The organism is Achromobacter sp. 2789STDY5608621 (assembly GCF_001299375.1).
GTDB classification, from domain to species: Bacteria; Pseudomonadota; Gammaproteobacteria; order Burkholderiales; family Burkholderiaceae_B; genus Achromobacter; species Achromobacter insuavis.
This window is the reverse complement of the sequence record NZ_CYTU01000011.1, coordinates 85,085-101,821: the sequence shown is the minus strand read 5'-3', so window position 1 is coordinate 101,821 and position 16,737 is coordinate 85,085. Positions and strand designations below refer to the sequence as shown.

The following is a 16,737-nucleotide window of genomic DNA, read 5'->3' as shown; positions in this document are numbered from 1 at the left end:
GGCTTTCCTCCCTTTTCTTTCGCCGTGACAGTGAGCGCTCCGCAACCCTCTCCCGTCGACCTCAGCGACATTGTTTTCACCGACTGGGTCGAACGTTGGCTGCCCAAATCGTGGCGCCCCTACGCCCGGCTGTGCCGGCTCGACCGCCCCATCGGCACCTGGCTGACGCTGCTGCCCTGTATCGCCGCCCTGATCCAGGCCGCCGGCGGCCTGCCCGACCTGCAACGCCTGGTGGTGTTCTCGCTGGGCGCGCTGCTGATGCGCGGCATCGGCTGCACCGTCAACGACATGTGCGACCGCGACTTCGACAAGCACGTCGAACGCACCCGCTTCCGTCCGTTGACCAGCGGCCAGCTCAGCATGCGTAATGCGGTCTGGTTTTTATTTGGCCAATTGGTGGTCTGCGGCTCGCTGCTTTTCTTCCTGAATGGCATGAGCCGCTGGCTCGCGCTGGCCGTTTTGCCGTTCGTTTTCATCTATCCGCTGTGCAAGCGCGTCACCTATTGGCCGCAGGTCGTCCTGGGCATCTGCTTCAACTGGGGCATGCTGATGGCCTGGTCGGATACGCAGAACCACGTGTCCCTGGCCGCCATCGCGATGTGGTTCGGCGCGGTGCTGTGGCAGGTGGGCTACGACAGCATCTACGCCTACGTCGATGTGCGCGATGACCGCAGCCTGGGCCTGCATTCCACGGCCATGCGCTTCGGCGACCAGGGCAAATTGTGGATCGGCGGCTTCTATTTGGCCACCGTGATCCTGTGGGCCTGGGGCGGCTATGCCATCGGCATGTCGTGGGCCTATTACGTCGGCATGGCGGCGATCGGCGTGCACCTGGCGTGGCAGTTGAAGGTGTTCGACATCCAGCGTCCCGACCGCAACTTCATGCTGTTCCGCGCCAACCTCTGGCTGGGCGCGATCCTGGTCGCGGCGGCGCTCGCGGGCACCCTGATCGGCTGATCCGGCGCATTGCGGACGCGCCATGCTTGGGAGATGATGGCCGTTCCGACACGCTTTACGGAGACACCGATGTCCGCTCTGACGAAAACCCTGCTGGCCTTTGCTTCGGCCAGTGCCCTGCTCGGCGCCCTGCCGGCCCACGCCCAGGCCACCACCGATTGCTCGGCCCAGCGCGGCTGCGCTGCCAAGTTCTGCCATCTCGAAAACGAAATCACGTATGCGCGCGCCCACGGCAACACGCACCGGGTGGCTGGCTTGCAGAAGGCGCTGGCAGAGGCCAAGGCCTACTGCACCGACAGCCGCCTGCAATCGCAACGCGAAGCCGACGTGCGCGACAAGCAGAACAAGGTGTCCGAGCGCGAAGACGAGCTCAAGGCCGCTCGCGCCAAGGGCAAGCAGGAAAAGATCGACAAGGCCCAGCGCAAGCTGGACGAAGCCCGCACCGAATACGACGCCGCGCTGGCCGACCTGAACCGCTGACCCCTTCCCCTTGCCGTATCCGCCCCCGGAGCCCCGCGCTCCAGGGGGCAGGTTCCGCGCCGCGCCTCCCCGCACCGCCTTTTTTTATCGCCCGTCTCTCGCCTGCCGAGACGCGGCTTGCGAGCGCACGCCCGCTGCCTGCCCCGCGGGCCGGAAACCTACCCCGCCCCTCTCGTCCGCGGCCAATGCCGCCAACCACTACCTATTGCGTCATCAAATGGAAATATCGCCACCTATGGTGCCATTTGGTAAGTTCCCAGCCGATTAGTATTCATTTTGGAAAGATGTTTTCAGGTAATAAGGGTTTATCCCAGGGTTATTTGGGCCGAGAATGCATCTCATCGGGACACAGCAAGCGACCCCCGGCAATCAGGCCAGAGGATCGGATCCCAAGCTCAAGACATATGGAGGTCTGCTATGAAAACCCTTGCTACCGCTTTGATGCTGTCCATGTCCGTTCTGGCCGCCGCTGGCGCCCAAGCCGCTGAAGCCGACCAAGGCCCGACGCGCGCCCAGGTTCAAGCCGAACTGCAACAAGCCAAGGTTTCCGGCCAATACACCTTCGGCGAAGAAGGCTACCCCGCCGCTATCGCCTCGAAGTCGAGCCTGACCTCGCAGCAAGTGCAGGACCAACTGGCCCAGGCCAAGAATGCCGGTGAAGTCACCTTCGGCAACATGGACTACCCGCCCGTCGCCCACGCCGCCAGCACCACGTCGCTGAGCCGCAGCCAGGTCCAGACCGAACTGGCCCAAGCCAAGGCGGAAGGCCTGGTCACCTTCGGCAACATGGACTACCCCCCCATGGGCAGCTGATTGCACGGCCTGGCTTCCAGGCCCGGCAATCGCCCCCAAAGCCCTCCGGCCTCACCCGGGGGGCTTTTCTTTTTGACGTTTCGATCTTCAATTAAGTCATAACGACGTTACTTACAGCCGTTACGACGCTTTGCTATCTACAAATCGACAGCGCCCGCGCATAGGATGAGGCCAACCCATCCCCCTCTATGCAGGAGCCGCACCATGTCCCCCTCCCCCAAGCCCATCCTCCTCCTGGGCGCCGGCAAAATCGGTTTCGCCATCGCCCTGATGCTCGAGCGCAGCGGCGACTATTCGGTCCTGGTGGCCGACCAGGATCCGGCGCGGCTGCGCGTTGTCGCGGAATTGGGTTGCGAGACGCGCCAGATCAGCGACGACGCATCGCTGGCCCGCTGCATCGAGGGCCGCTACGCGGTGGTCAACGCCCTGCCGTTCCATCGCGCCATCGCGGTCGCGCAGTTGTGCGCCCAGGCCGGCGTGCACTATTTCGACCTGACCGAAGACGTCGCCAGCACCCATGCCATCCAGGCGTTGGCCAGCGACGCCCGCGCGGTGCTGATGCCGCAGTGCGGCCTGGCGCCGGGCTTCATCGGCATCGTCGGCAATGCGCTGGCGCGACGCTTCGACACCCTGCTGGACCTGCGCATGCGCGTGGGCGCATTGCCGCGCTACCCGTCCAACAGCCTGCGCTACAACCTGACCTGGAGCACGGAAGGGTTGATCAACGAATACTGCAATCCGTGCGAGGCCATCGTCGACGGCCAATTGACCAGCGTGCCGGCGCTCGAAGGCTACGAGACCTTCGCGCTGGATGGGGTCGAGTACGAGGCCTTCAACACCTCGGGCGGCCTGGGCACCTTGCCGGCGACCTTGCTGGGACGCGCCCGCAACGTGGACTACAAGTCGGTGCGCTATCCCGGGCACTGCAACCTGATGAAGCTGCTGCTCAATGACCTGCGCCTGCGCGATCGTCGCGACCTGCTCAAGGACATCTTCGAGACCGCGATTCCCACCACCGAGCAGGATGTCATCGTCATCCAGGCGCAAGCCTCGGGCCACCGTCACGGCCGGCTGGAGGAAGAGTCCTATCCCATCCGCGTGTTCGGCGCCGACGTCGACGGTCACCGGCTCAGCGCCATCCAGCTGTCGACCGCGGCCGGCATTTGCGCGGCGCTGGATCTCGTTGCCCACCAGGTGCTGCCGCAGCGCGGCTTCGTGGGCCAGGAGCAGATCTCGCTGGAGGCCTTGCTGGCCAACCGCTTTGGCCGCGTCTATGCGGGCAAGCCGCTGGCCCTGGCCGGCGCCGTGACCGAAGACCGCTGAGCCCGGCGACGCGCGCGGCATCATCGCGCAGCGGGCCGGCTGTCGGCCCGTCCGCCGCCCCGATCCGCGCGGTCGCGTTCAGGTCCACCCTTCCAGGCGCAGCGTCGCCCGCACCAAACGCTGCTCTTCCTGTTCGATCTCGGCCAGGTTCTGCCGCACGCTGTCGACGTGGTCGGCCGCGGCGCGGCGCGCCTGCTCCGGCTGGCGGCCGATCACCGCATTGAAGAGCCGCGCGTGCTGCTTGTCGATCTGGCGCTTTTCGGGCTCGCGGTGGTACAGGTTGTTCACACAGGCGAACACCGAACCGAGCATCAGGTCGTTGAGCGACTGCAGCGTGTGCACCAGCACCGGATTGTGCGAGGCCTCGCAGATGGCCAGGTGAAAGGCATGATCCAGGTGCGCGTGCGTGGCGGTGTCCGCGGCCTGCGTGTTCACCATATCGTCGTAGCGCCGACGGATCATGATGAAATCGGCCTCGGTGCCGCGCAAGGCCGCCAGCCGCGCCGAATCCGCCTCCAGCAGCGAGCGCACTTCCAGCAGGTCATACAGCGTGCGCGGCTGCGAATTGAACAGATGCATCAGCGGCCCGGCGTCCACCTTCGAGATGCGGGCCACGAACGAGCCCTTGCCCTGCGAGGTATGGATGATCTCGCGCGCGCGCAGCAGCTTGAGCCCTTCGCGCAGCGCGGTGCGCGACACGCCCAGTTTTTCCGTGAGCCGCCGTTCCGATGGCAAGGCCTGGCCGGCCTTCAGGACGCCGTCCAGGATCAGGCGCTCGATGCGCTCCGCCACCTCGTCCGCCACCTGGCGGGGTTTCGCTTCAGTTTCCGCGTGCATTGCGTTCTCCAGACCAGTGGTATGACCATGCCGCCGCCATCCTTGGTCCGTCGCTCCCTGCCTTTGTAAGTTACTGATATAGAACCATAAAAAAACGATGTTTGCCGGACCGCCGCCAAATAAACTGGTATGACCAGCGGTTTTTGATATGGACTTTGGGTCGGGTGCGAACGATGATGTCAGGACCGATTCGCCCGGCGCCCGCGCCGCCCAGACCTACTACCGTCAGAGATCCGCATGACTCAACGCACCCAGCACCACGGCCTGCAAGTGGCGGCCAATCTCAGCCAGTTCATCGAAAAGGAAGCGTTGCCCGGCTCCGGCCTGGATGCCGACGCGTTCTGGAAGGGATTCGCGGCCCTGGTGCATGACCTGGCGCCCAAGAACCGCGCCCTGCTGGCCGAGCGCGACCGCCTGCAGGCCGAACTCGACGCCTGGCATCGCGCCCATCCGGGCCCGATCGCCGATCCGGCGGCCTACCGCCAGTTCCTGGAAGGCATCGGCTACCTGCTGCCGCAGCCGGCCTCGGTGCGCGCCACCACCGACCACGTCGATACCGAAATCTCGCAACAGGCCGGTCCGCAGCTGGTCGTGCCGATGTCCAACTCGCGCTATGCGCTGAACGCGGCCAACGCGCGCTGGGGCAGCCTGTACGATGCCCTTTACGGCACCGACGCGATTCCCGCCACGCCGGGCGACAACGGCGCCGGCTACAACCCCGAGCGCGGCCGCGCCGTCATCGCCCGCGCCCGCCAGTTCCTCGATACCGCCGCGCCGCTGGCGCAGGGCTCGCACGCCGACGCCCGCGGCTACACGGTCGAGAACGGCCAGCTGAAGATCGCGCTGGCCAGCGGCGCCACCACGCTCAAGACGCCGGCGCAGTTCACCGGCTACCAGGGCGACGCCAGCGCGCCCACGGCCATCCTCCTCAAGAACAACGGCCTGCATTTCGAGATCCAGGTCGACCGCGCCCACAGCATCGGCGCCACCGATGCCGCTGGCGTCAAGGACGTGCTGGTCGAGGCCGCGCTGACCACCATCATGGATTGCGAGGACTCGGTCGCCGCGGTCGACGCCGAAGACAAGGTCCACATCTACCGCAACTGGCTCGGCCTGATGAAGGGCGACCTGACCGAGGACGTCACCAAGGGCGGCAAGACCTTCACCCGCAAGCTCAACGCGGACCGCCAGTACACGCGTCCGGACGGCTCGGCGCTGACGCTGCATGGCCGCTCGCTGATGTTCGTGCGCAACGTCGGCCACCTCATGACCAACCCGGCGGTGCTGGACCGCGACGGCCAGGAGATCCCCGAGGGCATCCTCGACGCCGTGGTCACCAGCCTGGCGGCGCTGCAGGATCGCGAGCGCAAGCTCAACTCGCGCACCGGCTCGGTCTACATCGTCAAGCCCAAGATGCACGGCCCGGTCGAGGCCGCGTTCGCCAGCGAGCTGTTCGATCGCGTCGAGGACCTGCTGGGCCTGCCGCGCAACACCCTGAAAATGGGCATCATGGATGAAGAGCGCCGCACCAGCATCAACCTGAAGGCCTGCATCCAGGCCGCGGCGTCGCGCGTGGCGTTCATCAACACGGGCTTCCTCGACCGCACCGGCGACGAAATGCATTCGAGCATGGAAGCCGGCCCCATGCTGCGCAAGGGCGACATGAAGTCCACCGCCTGGATCACCGCCTACGAGCGCAACAACGTGCTGGTCGGCCTGGACGCCGGCCTGCGCGGCCGCGCGCAGATCGGCAAGGGCATGTGGGCCATGCCCGACCTGATGGCCGCCATGCTCGAACAGAAGATCGCCCATCCCAAGGCCGGCGCCAATACGGCCTGGGTGCCCTCTCCCACCGCCGCCACGCTGCACGCGCTGCACTACCATCAGGTGGACGTGCAGGCAGTCCAGCAGGAACTCGAGCGCACCAAGCTCGACAGCGTGCGCGACGAACTGCTGGCCGGCCTGCTGACGGTGCCGGTGGGCGACCGCAGCAAGTGGTCCGCCGCCGACATCCAGCAGGAACTGGACAACAACGTGCAGGGCATCCTGGGCTACGTGGTCCGCTGGATCGACCAGGGCGTGGGCTGCTCCAAGGTGCCGGACATCCACAACGTCGGCCTCATGGAAGACCGCGCCACGCTGCGCATCTCCAGCCAGCACATCGCCAACTGGCTGCGCCACGGCGTGACCAACAACGACCAGGTCATGGAGACCTTCAAGCGCATGGCCAAGGTGGTGGACGGCCAGAACGCCGGCGATCCCCACTACCTGCCGATGGCGGGCCACTTCGACAGCTCGCTGGCGTTCAAGGCCGCCTGCGCGCTGGTGTTCGAGGGCCTGACCCAGCCCAACGGCTACACCGAGCCGCTGCTGCACAAGTTCCGCCTGGATTTCAAGGCCGCCCGCGCCTGAGTCTTCCGCCTCGGCACGCGCAACACCCGGACACCGGGCAGCCCAGGCTGCCCGGTTTTTTTTGGGGTGCGCGGCCCCGACCCGGCGCGTTGATCGCGCTTTTTTCGCACAGTCGTGCTAAATTTCCGACATGACTGCCAAGACCGAAAAAAGCGAACTGACCTTCGCGGCCATTGTGGACGCGGCCCTCGACATGGCCGCCGCCCAGGGGCTGGAAAGCCTGTCGCTCGGTCAATTGGCCAAGCGCCTGGGCATCAGCAAGAGCGGCGTGTTCTCGCGGGTGGGATCGCGCGAAGCCCTGCAGCAGGCAGTGCTCGAGGAATACGACCGCCGCTTCGTGGCGGCCGTCTTCACGCCCGCCATGGCCCAGCCCCGCGGCCTGCCGCGGTTGAACGCGCTTGTCACGCTCTGGATCGAGCGCGCCTGCAACGTCGAGCTGCTGACCGGCTGCATCTACGTGGCCGGCGCCTTCGAGTTCGACGACGTCGAGTCGCCGCTGCGGGCGGTGCTTGAAGAGCGCCTCAAGCGCTGGCGCGCCGCCATGGTGCGCACGGTCGGCCAGGCATTGGAAGAAGGCCACCTGCGCCCGGACACCGATCCGGAACAGCTGGTGTTCGAGGTCTACAGCCTGATGATCGGGCTGATGCACGACGCCCGTTTCCTGCGCGATCCGCGCGCCCGCGAACGGGTGCGGGCCGCGTACGAACGGCTGATTTCCACGTATCGCAGCTTCCAGTACATCACGTAGTCGTTGCAACGGATACCGGCACGGGCCGGTATTTCTTTCGGATAATTTCGCACGATCGTGCGAATTTTTGGACAAGGAACGAGATCATGGTCTTCTACATCGGCGGGGCCGTCGTCATCGCGGCGCTGGCGCGTTTCTGGCTGCTGTGGCGCGCCCTCCTGCGCCAGTTGCCGGACCAGCCGCACCATCTGGTGCTGTTCTAGGCGCGACCACCGGCGGGCAGGCCGGCCCCCGGGGCGGGTCGGCGCGTGGCGCTCGCCCGCGGCGCGCATCCCGGTCTATATTTCACATTCACTCCCCGTCACTGCCCCCATGTCGCGCTCCGTTCACCTACTGATCATCGATCCGCAAAACGATTTCTGCGACCTCCCTGCGGAATATCTCCCCGTCGATCCGCTGACCGGCCGCGCCACCGCGCCCGCGTTGCCGGTGCCGGGCGCGCATGCCGACATGCAGCGGCTGGCGCGCTTCGTCGATGCCGCCGCGCCCGCGCTGTCGGCCGTCACCGTCACGCTGGATTCGCACCATCGGCTCGACATCGCCCATCCGACCTTCTGGCGCGGCGGCGACGGCCGCCCGGTGGCGCCCTTCACGCCCATCACCGCCAGCCAGGTGCGTTCGGGCGCCTTCCTGCCCCGCCACGTCGACGACCTGCCGCGTACGCTGTCCTATCTGGACGAACTGGAGACGCGCGGCCGCTACACCTTGATGGTCTGGCCGGTGCACTGCGAGATCGGCACCTGGGGCCACAACGTCCACCCGGACGTGCGCGCCGCCTATGGCCGCTGGGAAGAAGAAAGCCAGTACATCGTGCGCAAGGTGCCCAAGGGCGCCAACCCCTGGACCGAGCACTACAGCGCGCTGATGGCCGAAGTGCCCGATGCCGATGATCCGCGCAGCCAGCTCAACCGCAAGCTGCTGGACTCGCTGGACCGCTCCGATCTCATCATCGTGGCCGGCGTGGCGGGCAGCCATTGCGTCAAGGCCACGGTCGAGCACCTCGCCGAACATCTGCCGGGTGGCAACCTGTCGCGCGTGGTGCTGCTGACCGACTGCATCAGTCCGGTCACCGGCTTCGCCGACGCGCAGTCCGCCTTCCTGCAGCGCATGCGCGACCTCGGCATGCAGGCGCGCAGCAGCGCGGACATGGCGCGCGCCCTGGGGTAATACCCCCGCGCCGCCCGCGCCAAAAACACAACGGCCGCACGCTTGCGCGTTGCGGCCGTGGCACTGGAAAAACGGATGGATCAGGCGGCGGGCTTGTCCTGGCACTCGACGTACAGGGCGCTGATCGCTTCGCACAGGGCCGGCGGCGCCTGGAACAGGCGTGACACCAGCATGCAGCCCTGCACCGTGGCGAACACCGCCCGGCCGGCCGCTTCGGCGGTGCCCGAAAACTTCAAGGTGCCCTCTTCGGCGCCTTGCGCCAATACACGGGTGAGCCAGGCTTCGTGCGCACGGAAGAATCCCTGCAGCGCGCCGCGCACGCGGTCGGGCAGGCTCATCATTTCGGCGGCCAACATGCCGCCCAGGCACAGTTCGCCGTGGCCGCAAGCCTTCGATTCCATCATCGTCAGATAGGCGTCGAGCTGGGCGTGGGCCGGCTGCGCGGTGTCGATGCTGCGCACCGACGCCAGGGCACGAGCGCTGTAGGCTTCGACGGCCTCGTAGAGCAGGTCGTCCTTGCCGGGAAAGTAGTAGTGGATGCTGGACGTCTTCACGCCCACGTGCTCGGCCAGGTCGCGATAGCTGAAGCCGTTGCAGCCGCGGGTACGGATCAGCTTTTCGGCATGGGCCAAAAGCTGGTCGCGGGTGGTGTTGGGGGTCGGAGTGTCCATGGCTGAATATTACCTACTAATAGGTCGGTTCGTCATCGGCGGTATCCCTAGGCGGTGATCCGATGCAACCGTGCGAACCCCGGCCGGGAATGATCCCGCCCCCCGGGGTTCGCAGTGGCCGTCATCGGACTCAGCCTTGCACGGGCGGGTAGTCCAGTTCGCCGCTTTCGGTCAGGCCCTGGGCGCGCGCGGCGGCCAGTTCCTGCTTCACCTGGGCGCGGCTCTTGTCGCCGGCGCTGGCGAAGGCGGTGGCGGCGTAGCCTTCTTCACCGCTGGCCAGTTCGCCGTTGGCGCGGGCGGCGGCCAGTTCTTGCTGCACTTGGGCGCGGGTCACCGTGCTGTGGGTGTCCACGGCGGGCGGATAGTCCAGTTCACCCGCATGGGCGGCGCCCAGGAACGAAGCGGTCAGGATCAGGGCGGATACGAGGGTCTTCATGGTGGATCTCCAGTAAGGATCAGTACGGCACGATTACGTTGTTGCTATCTATCTGTAGATAGATTCGATGGGAAAAAAATCAGCCTTGGACGGGCGGATAGTCCAGTTCGCCACTTTCGGTCAGGCCTTGGGCGCGGGCGGCGGCCAGTTCCTGCTTCACCTGGGCGCGGCTCTTGTCGCTGGCGCTGGCGAACGCGGTGGCGGCGTAGCCTTCTTCGGTCGTGGCCAGTTCACCGTTGGCGCGGGCGGCAGCCAGTTCTTGCTGCACCTGGGCGCGGGTCACCGTGCTTTGGGTGTTCAGGGCGGGCGGGTAGTCCAGTTCGCCGGCTTGGGCGGCGCCGATGAAGGAGGCGGACAGGATCAGGGCGGATACGAGGGTCTTCATGATGTGATCTCCAGATAACGATGGCTAGGGTGTTTCGTTTAAACTATCTACTTATAGGTAGATAACAAGGCAAATAAAAAGGGGTGCTACTGTATTTCTGGTTTGGGGCGACGCTGCGGTGTTGCTGGGTGCTGCGTCGATGGATGAATCTTACCTACTACTAGATAGATAGCGCAAGAGGCTTTTATGAAACTAAATATTTCACGCCACCGAACTGCGCTTTTCCTCCCCGCGCCTGCCTGAAGCCCCTCCTCCTCCGGCCGGTCCGTCAGCGGCTGCATAGGACGATCCCGGCCCTCGCGGGCGGCACTGCCTCCGTTGGAAACATCACGCCGTTGCAGCGATGCCGGAATGCGCCCTTTCACCCCTGTTGAAAAGCTGTGGAAAAACCCCGAATCACGGTGCACAAGCTGTGCATATGCTGTGCGCAGCCTGTGGACAGCAAGCCCTCCCGCTACCTGTAGATCCAGCCTGCGGGCGGCTTGCAGGCGGGTGGCGAAGCACGGATCCGAAATCCGGCCGGTTGAGGCACCGCCTCGCCGGCCCGAGGGCGCCAGGGACCTGTCTGGCAGACCCTGTGAACAAGCGGTGGACAAGGCCCGAAAATCAGTGGGCAAGCTGTTGAAATGCTGTGCACAGCCTGTGGATAGCTGGCGAGATTTCCCTGAAAAAACAGCGGCTTCCCGCCGCAGCGCAGCCGTGGCGGCGCCCAAACGGCACAAAGCCCGGCAAGCGCAAGGGCTTGCCGGGCTTTGTTCGTGAACTGCCGCGTGGACGCGATCAGAACGGAATATCGTCGTCCATGTCGGCCAGGTTGGCGCCGCCGCCGGCGGGCGCTGCCTGGGGCGCGGGACGCTGCTGCGGCGCCGGGCGCTGGGCCGGGGCGCGCTGCTGCGGCTGGCGCGCCGGGGCGTCGTCGTAACCGCCGCCGCCACCGTAGCTGCCGCCACCGCCGCCGCCGTCTTCGCGGCCGCCCAGCATCTGCATCTGGTCGGCGACGATTTCGGTGCTGTAGCGGTCAGCGCCGGTGTCCTTGTCTTGCCACTTGCGGGTCTTCAGGCGGCCCTCGATGTAGACCGAGCGGCCCTTCTTCAGGTATTCGCCGGCGATTTCGGCCAGGCGGTTGTACATGACCACGCGGTGCCATTCGGTTTCTTCGCGGCGTTCGCCCGATGCCTTGTCCTTCCAGGTGGAGGTCGTGGCGATGGACATGTTGCAGATTGCGGCCCCGTCGGGGCTGTAGCGGACTTCCGGGTCGCGACCCAGGTTGCCCACGAGAATGACTTTGTTAACCGATGCCATGCCGTTGTCCCTCTGTTGTTGACAGCCTGTGCCACACGTTGCCGCGAGCGCGCCGGCAACAACATAAAAAGCGATGTTGAAGACCGGCTTCATGAAACTCGCCGGTCACCGCAATGATGACCGGCGACGCCGGTGAAGCCCTAGTTTGTCTTCTATTATCGACGAAAAGCGCTTGCCGCGCCAAACCGGAATCGTGACAAAGCTGTCCTGTCAGGGAAACGATTTCACCGCTGTTGGGCACCGTTGGCGGCGCGATCCGCGACTTTCCGCCGCCCGCTGGGCGGGCGGCTCAGGCCAGCGGCTTGAGCGCCCAGGTCACGGCCAGCCAGACGGCCGCCAGCACGGCCGCGCCGATGAAGACCGCGCCGGCGCCGGAGTGCGATGCCACCCAGCCGCCCAGCGCGCCGCCCGTGAACAGGCCCGCGGCCTGGGCCGTGTTGTAGAACCCCAGCGCCAGGCCCTTGTAGGCCTGCGGCGCCACGCGCGACACCAGCGAAGGCTGCAGCGCCTCCAGCACGTTGAACGCCACGAAGAAGCCGGTCAGGGCCGCCGCCAGGGTGTAGAAGCCATGGCTGGCGGCCGGCAGCAGCGCGCACACCAGCACCAGCCCGGCCACGGCGGCGCGCAGGGCGCCCCGGTGGGCGCGGCGCTTTTCGGCGACGAACACCACCGGCACCATCAGCACGAACGACACCAGGATCACCGGCAGGTAGACCTTCCAGAGCTCGCGCGCATCCAGGCCGCCGACCTTGGCCAGCAGCGCCGGCACCACCACGAACAGCGACACCTGGATCAGGTGCAGCACGAACACGCCGAAATTGAGCCGCAGCAGGTCGGTGTGGGTCAGCACCTGGCGCGGACTGGCGGCCTGCATGCTACGGGCCTGGGTGCGCGGCACCACCGGCACCACCCAGCGCGCCACCGCCAGACAGACCACGCCCAGACAGGCGATGGTCCAGAACAGGCCCGACAGGCCCCACCAGCCCACCAGCACCGGCGACAGCACCAGCGACGCGGCGAACGACAGCCCGATCGAGCCGCCCACCATGGCCATGGCGCGGGTGCGCACCTCGTCGCGGGTGGCGTCGGCCAGCCAGGCGGTCACGGCGGCCGAAATGGCCCCGGCGCCCTGGATGGCGCGGCCGATGGTGATCCAGAACACGTCGTCGGCCTGCGCACAGACCACGCTGCCCGCCACGAACAGCAGCAGGCCGAACAGCACCACGGGCCGGCGGCCCCAGCGGTCGGAGGCCAGCCCGAAGGGAATCTGCATGAATGCCTGGGTCAGGCCGTACATGCCCAGCGCCAGGCCGACGCGGGCGGGGTCATCCCCCCCGGGCAGGCCGCGGGCGGCGACGGCGAACACCGGCAGCAACAGGAACAGGCCCAGCATCCGCGCGGCGAACAAACCGGCCAGCGCCACGCTGGCGCGGCGCTCGGAAGGGGTCAATTTCAGTTTCGTGTCTGCCGGCATGCGGAATTTTCAACGATGACGAGGGCCGTTCGCGCGCGAATGTCATGCGCTTGCGGTCTGATCTATGGCCTGAGGACTCGGCGCGCTATAGTACCAAGTTGGCCTTTGCAACCGCTTAAAAGAGCCCGATAGACGTGACCATACGCATTCGGGGTGCCCGCACCCACAATCTCAAGAACGTCTCGCTGGATCTGCCGCGCCACAAGCTGGTGGTGGTCACCGGCCTGTCCGGCTCGGGCAAGTCCTCGCTGGCATTCGATACGCTCTACGCGGAGGGGCAGCGGCGCTACGTCGAAAGCCTGTCCGCCTACGCCCGCCAGTTCCTGCAGCTGATGGACAAGCCCGATGTCGACCTGATCGAGGGCCTGTCGCCGGCCATCTCGATCGAGCAGAAGGCGGCGGGCCACAACCCGCGCTCCACCGTCGGCACCATCACCGAGATCCACGACTACCTGCGCCTGCTGTACGCGCGGGTCGGCACGCCCTATTGCCCGGACCACGGCCTGCCCTTGCAGGCGCAGAGCGTCAGCCAGATGGTGGACGCGGTGCTGTCCTGGCCGGCCGACACCCGGTTGGCGGTGCTGGCCCCGATTGCGCGCGGCAAGAAAGGCAGCTTCGAGGACGAATGCGCCAGCCTGCAGGCGCAGGGCTACGTGCGCCTGCGCGTGGACGGCCAGATGGTGGAAATCGACGGCATGGCGCCGCTGAAGAAAACCGAGAAGCACGACATCGACGTGGTCATCGACCGCCTGCGCATCAAGCCCGAGAGCAAGCAGCGCCTGGCCGAGAGCTTCGAGACCGCGCTGCAGCTGGCCGACGGCCGCGCGCTGGCGCTGGACATGGACGGCAGCCGCGAGCAGGTGTTCTCCAGCCGCTACGCCTGCCCGGTGTGCAGCCACAGCCTGCCGGAACTGGAACCGCGCCTGTTCAGCTTCAACAACCCGATGGGCGCCTGCCCCAGCTGCGACGGCATCGGCCAGGTGGGCTTTTTCGATCCCAAGCGCGTGGTCGCCTTCCCCGAACTGAGCCTGGCCGCCGGCGCCATCCGCGGCTGGGACCGCCGCAACGCGTTCACCCATTCGCTGCTGACCAGCCTGGCGGCGCACTACGAATTCGACATCGAGGCGCCCTTCGAGGACCTGCCCGAGGCGCTGCGCGACAAGGTGCTGTATGGCTCGGGCGACGAGGAAATCTCGTTCCTGTACCTGAACGAAAAGGGCCGCAGCACCGTCAAGCGCCACACCTTCGAAGGCGTGATCCCGAACCTGGAGCGCCGCTGGCGCGAAACCGATTCGGCCACCGTGCGCGAGGAGCTGGGCAAGTACCGCAACATCAAGACCTGCCCGGACTGCGGCGGCTCGCGCCTGCGGCCGGAAGCGCGCCACGTGCTGATCGGCCAGGATCCGCGCGGCGACGAACGCCACGGCCAGGCCATCTATGAAGTCGAGGCGATGCCGCTGTCGACCTGCCTGGCGTGGTTCCGCGACCTGGCGCTGACCGGCGCCAAGCAGGAGATCGCGCAGCGCATCGTGCGCGAGATCGAGGCGCGCCTGAGCTTCCTGAACAACGTCGGCCTGAACTACCTGTCGCTGGACCGCAGCGCCGACACCATCTCCGGCGGCGAGGCCCAGCGCATCCGCCTGGCCAGCCAGATCGGCTCGGGCCTGACCGGGGTAATGTACGTGCTGGACGAGCCCTCCATCGGCCTGCACCAGCGCGACAACGACCGCCTCATCGGCACGCTGCAGCACCTGCGCGACCTGGGCAACAGCGTCATCGTGGTCGAGCACGACGAAGACATGATCCGCATGGCCGACTGGGTCGTGGACATGGGCCCGGGCGCGGGCGAGCACGGCGGCGAGGTGGTGGCGCAGGGCGATCCCGAAACCGTGCAGCGCGACCCGAACTCGCTCACCGGCCAGTACCTGAGCGGCCAGCGCGCCATCGCCATCCCGCAGCGCCGCCCGGTCACGGACGAACTGCCCTGGCTGACGCTCACGGGCGCCACCGGCAACAACCTCAAGAATGTCGACCTGCGCCTGCCCGCCGGCCGCCTGATCTGCGTCACCGGCGTGTCCGGTTCGGGCAAGTCGACCCTGGTCAACGACACGCTGGCGGTGGCGGTATCGCGCCAGTTGCATCACGCCCAGAGCGAACCCGCCCCCTACGCCGCGATGCAGGGCCTGGAGAACTTCGACAAGATCATCAGCGTCGACCAGAGCCCGATCGGCCGCACCCCGCGCAGCAACCCGGCCACCTACACCGGCCTGTTCACCCCGATCCGCGAGTTGTTCGCTGGCGTGCCCGAGGCCCGCACCCGCGGCTACGATCCCGGCCGCTTCAGCTTCAACGTCAAGGGCGGGCGCTGCGAGGCCTGCCAGGGCGACGGCGTGGTCAAGGTCGAGATGCACTTCCTGCCGGACATGTACGTGCCCTGCGACGTCTGCCACGGCAAGCGCTACAACCGCGAAACGCTCGAGATCCGCTACCGCGGCCGCAACATCAGCGAGGTGCTGGACCTGACGGTCGAGCAGGCGCTGGAGTATTTCGAATCGGTGCCGGCGATCGCGCGCAAGCTGCACACGCTGATCGACGTCGGCCTGTCGTACATCCGGCTGGGCCAGAGCGCCACCACGCTCTCGGGCGGCGAAGCGCAGCGCGTGAAGCTGTCGCAGGAACTGTCGCGCCGCAGCACCGGGCGCACCCTGTACATCCTGGACGAACCCACCACGGGCCTGCATTTCCGCGACATCGAACTGCTGCTGCAGGTGCTCAACCAGCTGGTGGACAGCGGCAACACCGTGCTCATCATCGAGCACAACCTGGACGTCATCAAGACCGCGGACTGGCTCGTCGACATGGGCCCGGAAGGCGGCGACGGCGGCGGCCGGGTGGTGGCGCAAGGCACGCCGGAAGACGTGGCGGCCGCGCCGGAAAGCCACACCGGACACTATCTCGGCAAACTGCTGCGCCGCACGCCGGGCGGCTGAACGGCGCGGCGCAATCAGGGCCTACTAAGGGGAATCGGCATGTACACCTTGATCATCGGCAACAAGAACTACTCGTCGTGGTCGCTGCGGCCCTGGCTCGCGCTGCGCGCCACCGGCGTCGCCTTCACCGAACAGAAGCTGGGCCTGTTCACCGAGGCGTTCGCCCGCCGCCTGGAAACGCTCACGCCGGCCGGCCTGGTGCCGGTGCTGCTGGATGGCGACCTGGCGGTCTGGGACTCGCTGGCGATCTGCGAATACGTGGCCGAACAGCATCCCGAGGCCCGCCTGTGGCCGCAGGACGCGCGCGCCCGGGCCCGCGCCCGTTCGCTGACCGCGCAGATGCACAGCGGTTTCGGCGCGCTGCGCCAGGCGCTGCCGATGAACATCGAGGCGCACCTGCCCGGCATCGATATCCCCGAGGCCGCGCGCCAGGAGATTTCGCGCATGCACGCCATCTGGCAGGACACGCGCGCGGAATTCGGCCAGGGCGGCCCGTTCCTGTTCGGCGCCTTCTCGATCGCCGATGCGTTCTTCGCGCCGATCGTGTCGCGCTTCGTCACCTACGGCATCGCCGCGGCCGGCCCGGTGCGCGACTACATGGACGCGGTGCTGGCGCTGCCGGCGATGCAGGAATGGATGCGCGACGCGCGCGCCGAAGCCACTTTCGTCGAGGCCGACGAACCCTACCGCAAACATCGTTGATGCCGGCGGGCCGCGTCTCGCCGCCTGAACCCGGCGCGCA

General features: G+C 66.9%; 15 protein-coding genes. 9 read left to right on the top strand and 6 right to left on the bottom strand.

Going from position 1 to position 16,737, the window contains the following annotated elements; translation table 11 throughout:
* Nucleotides 1-30: 30 nt before the first annotated feature.
* From ubiA to AOZ53_RS13525, 4 genes are all read left to right on the top strand, one after another.
* Complete coding sequence (gene ubiA, locus AOZ53_RS13540; protein WP_054488197.1) at nt 31-957, top strand: 4-hydroxybenzoate octaprenyltransferase; 927 nt, start codon at nt 31-33, stop codon at nt 955-957.
* A 69-nt stretch (nt 958-1,026) separates the two neighbouring features.
* The gene (locus tag AOZ53_RS13535) at nt 1,027-1,437 is read left to right on the top strand and encodes a DUF1090 domain-containing protein (RefSeq protein ID WP_054488195.1); all 411 of its coding nucleotides are present in this window, start codon (nt 1,027-1,029) and stop codon (nt 1,435-1,437) included.
* A 417-nt stretch (nt 1,438-1,854) separates the two neighbouring features.
* Nucleotides 1,855-2,250: a DUF4148 domain-containing protein gene (locus AOZ53_RS13530; protein WP_082385634.1), complete on the top strand. Its 396-nt coding sequence runs from the start codon at nt 1,855-1,857 to the stop codon at nt 2,248-2,250.
* Between the two features lie 204 nt (nt 2,251-2,454).
* A complete protein-coding gene (locus tag AOZ53_RS13525) occupies nt 2,455-3,573 on the top strand; it encodes a saccharopine dehydrogenase family protein (RefSeq protein ID WP_054430859.1) in 1,119 nt (372 codons plus the stop codon).
* A 78-nt stretch (nt 3,574-3,651) separates the two neighbouring features.
* Here AOZ53_RS13525 and glcC read toward each other — a convergent pair whose 3' ends face one another.
* Complete coding sequence (gene glcC / locus AOZ53_RS13520; protein WP_054430861.1) at nt 3,652-4,410, bottom strand: transcriptional regulator GlcC; 759 nt, start codon at nt 4,408-4,410, stop codon at nt 3,652-3,654.
* A gap of 237 nt (nt 4,411-4,647) precedes the next feature.
* Here glcC and AOZ53_RS13515 point away from each other — a divergent pair, with 237 nt between their 5' ends.
* The 3 genes from AOZ53_RS13515 (at nt 4,648) to AOZ53_RS13505 (ending at nt 8,737) form a co-directional block, all read left to right on the top strand.
* Entirely contained in the window at nt 4,648-6,822 is a 2,175-nt protein-coding gene (locus tag AOZ53_RS13515) for a malate synthase G (protein ID WP_054488193.1), read from the top strand.
* Nucleotides 6,823-6,952: 130 nt separating this feature from the next.
* Nucleotides 6,953-7,570: a TetR/AcrR family transcriptional regulator gene (locus AOZ53_RS13510; RefSeq protein ID WP_054430865.1), complete on the top strand. Its 618-nt coding sequence runs from the start codon at nt 6,953-6,955 to the stop codon at nt 7,568-7,570.
* 312 nt (nt 7,571-7,882) lie between these two features.
* Nucleotides 7,883-8,737, top strand: a complete 855-nt coding sequence (locus tag AOZ53_RS13505) for a cysteine hydrolase family protein (RefSeq protein WP_054474530.1) — start codon at nt 7,883-7,885, stop codon at nt 8,735-8,737.
* A gap of 80 nt (nt 8,738-8,817) precedes the next feature.
* Here AOZ53_RS13505 and AOZ53_RS13500 read toward each other — a convergent pair whose 3' ends face one another.
* From AOZ53_RS13500 to AOZ53_RS13480, 5 genes are all read right to left on the bottom strand, one after another.
* A complete protein-coding gene (locus AOZ53_RS13500) occupies nt 8,818-9,408 on the bottom strand; it encodes a TetR/AcrR family transcriptional regulator (protein WP_006392006.1) in 591 nt (196 codons plus the stop codon).
* Between the two features lie 130 nt (nt 9,409-9,538).
* Nucleotides 9,539-9,844, bottom strand: coding sequence for a DUF4148 domain-containing protein (locus AOZ53_RS13495; protein WP_054430871.1), 306 nt, complete (start codon nt 9,842-9,844; stop codon nt 9,539-9,541).
* Between the two features lie 79 nt (nt 9,845-9,923).
* Nucleotides 9,924-10,229, bottom strand: a complete 306-nt coding sequence (locus AOZ53_RS13490) for a DUF4148 domain-containing protein (protein WP_054430874.1) — start codon at nt 10,227-10,229, stop codon at nt 9,924-9,926.
* A 780-nt stretch (nt 10,230-11,009) separates the two neighbouring features.
* On the bottom strand, nt 11,010-11,531 hold the full coding sequence (gene ssb, locus AOZ53_RS13485; protein ID WP_026382027.1) for a single-stranded DNA-binding protein: 522 nt from the start codon (nt 11,529-11,531) through the stop codon (nt 11,010-11,012).
* 289 nt (nt 11,532-11,820) lie between these two features.
* Complete coding sequence (locus tag AOZ53_RS13480) at nt 11,821-13,005, bottom strand: MFS transporter (protein WP_054430878.1); 1,185 nt, start codon at nt 13,003-13,005, stop codon at nt 11,821-11,823.
* Nucleotides 13,006-13,139: 134 nt separating this feature from the next.
* Between AOZ53_RS13480 and uvrA the strand changes: the two genes are divergently transcribed.
* Together uvrA and AOZ53_RS13470 are read left to right on the top strand one after the other, a co-directional pair.
* Nucleotides 13,140-15,995 (top strand): excinuclease ABC subunit UvrA, encoded by a 2,856-nt coding sequence (uvrA, locus tag AOZ53_RS13475; protein WP_369816820.1) that lies wholly within the window; start codon nt 13,140-13,142, stop codon nt 15,993-15,995.
* Between the two features lie 39 nt (nt 15,996-16,034).
* On the top strand, nt 16,035-16,697 hold the full coding sequence (locus tag AOZ53_RS13470; RefSeq protein ID WP_054430882.1) for a glutathione S-transferase family protein: 663 nt from the start codon (nt 16,035-16,037) through the stop codon (nt 16,695-16,697).
* Nucleotides 16,698-16,737: the final 40 nt, after the last annotated feature.

Coding starts and splice junctions, on each gene's coding strand:
- AOZ53_RS13470 (WP_054430882.1), top strand. CDS start 16,035: ATGTACACCTTGATCATCGGCAACAAGAACTACTCGTCGTGGTCGCTG.
- AOZ53_RS13495 (WP_054430871.1), bottom strand. CDS start 9,844: ATGAAGACCCTCGTATCCGCCCTGATCCTGACCGCTTCGTTCCTGGGC.
- glcC (WP_054430861.1), bottom strand. CDS start 4,410: ATGCACGCGGAAACTGAAGCGAAACCCCGCCAGGTGGCGGACGAGGTG.
- AOZ53_RS13525 (WP_054430859.1), top strand. CDS start 2,455: ATGTCCCCCTCCCCCAAGCCCATCCTCCTCCTGGGCGCCGGCAAAATC.
- AOZ53_RS13535 (WP_054488195.1), top strand. CDS start 1,027: ATGTCCGCTCTGACGAAAACCCTGCTGGCCTTTGCTTCGGCCAGTGCC.
- AOZ53_RS13490 (WP_054430874.1), bottom strand. CDS start 10,229: ATGAAGACCCTCGTATCCGCCCTGATCCTGTCCGCCTCCTTCATCGGC.
- ssb (WP_026382027.1), bottom strand. CDS start 11,531: ATGGCATCGGTTAACAAAGTCATTCTCGTGGGCAACCTGGGTCGCGAC.
- AOZ53_RS13480 (WP_054430878.1), bottom strand. CDS start 13,005: ATGCCGGCAGACACGAAACTGAAATTGACCCCTTCCGAGCGCCGCGCC.
- AOZ53_RS13500 (WP_006392006.1), bottom strand. CDS start 9,408: ATGGACACTCCGACCCCCAACACCACCCGCGACCAGCTTTTGGCCCAT.
- AOZ53_RS13515 (WP_054488193.1), top strand. CDS start 4,648: ATGACTCAACGCACCCAGCACCACGGCCTGCAAGTGGCGGCCAATCTC.
- AOZ53_RS13510 (WP_054430865.1), top strand. CDS start 6,953: ATGACTGCCAAGACCGAAAAAAGCGAACTGACCTTCGCGGCCATTGTG.
- AOZ53_RS13505 (WP_054474530.1), top strand. CDS start 7,883: ATGTCGCGCTCCGTTCACCTACTGATCATCGATCCGCAAAACGATTTC.
- AOZ53_RS13530 (WP_082385634.1), top strand. CDS start 1,855: ATGAAAACCCTTGCTACCGCTTTGATGCTGTCCATGTCCGTTCTGGCC.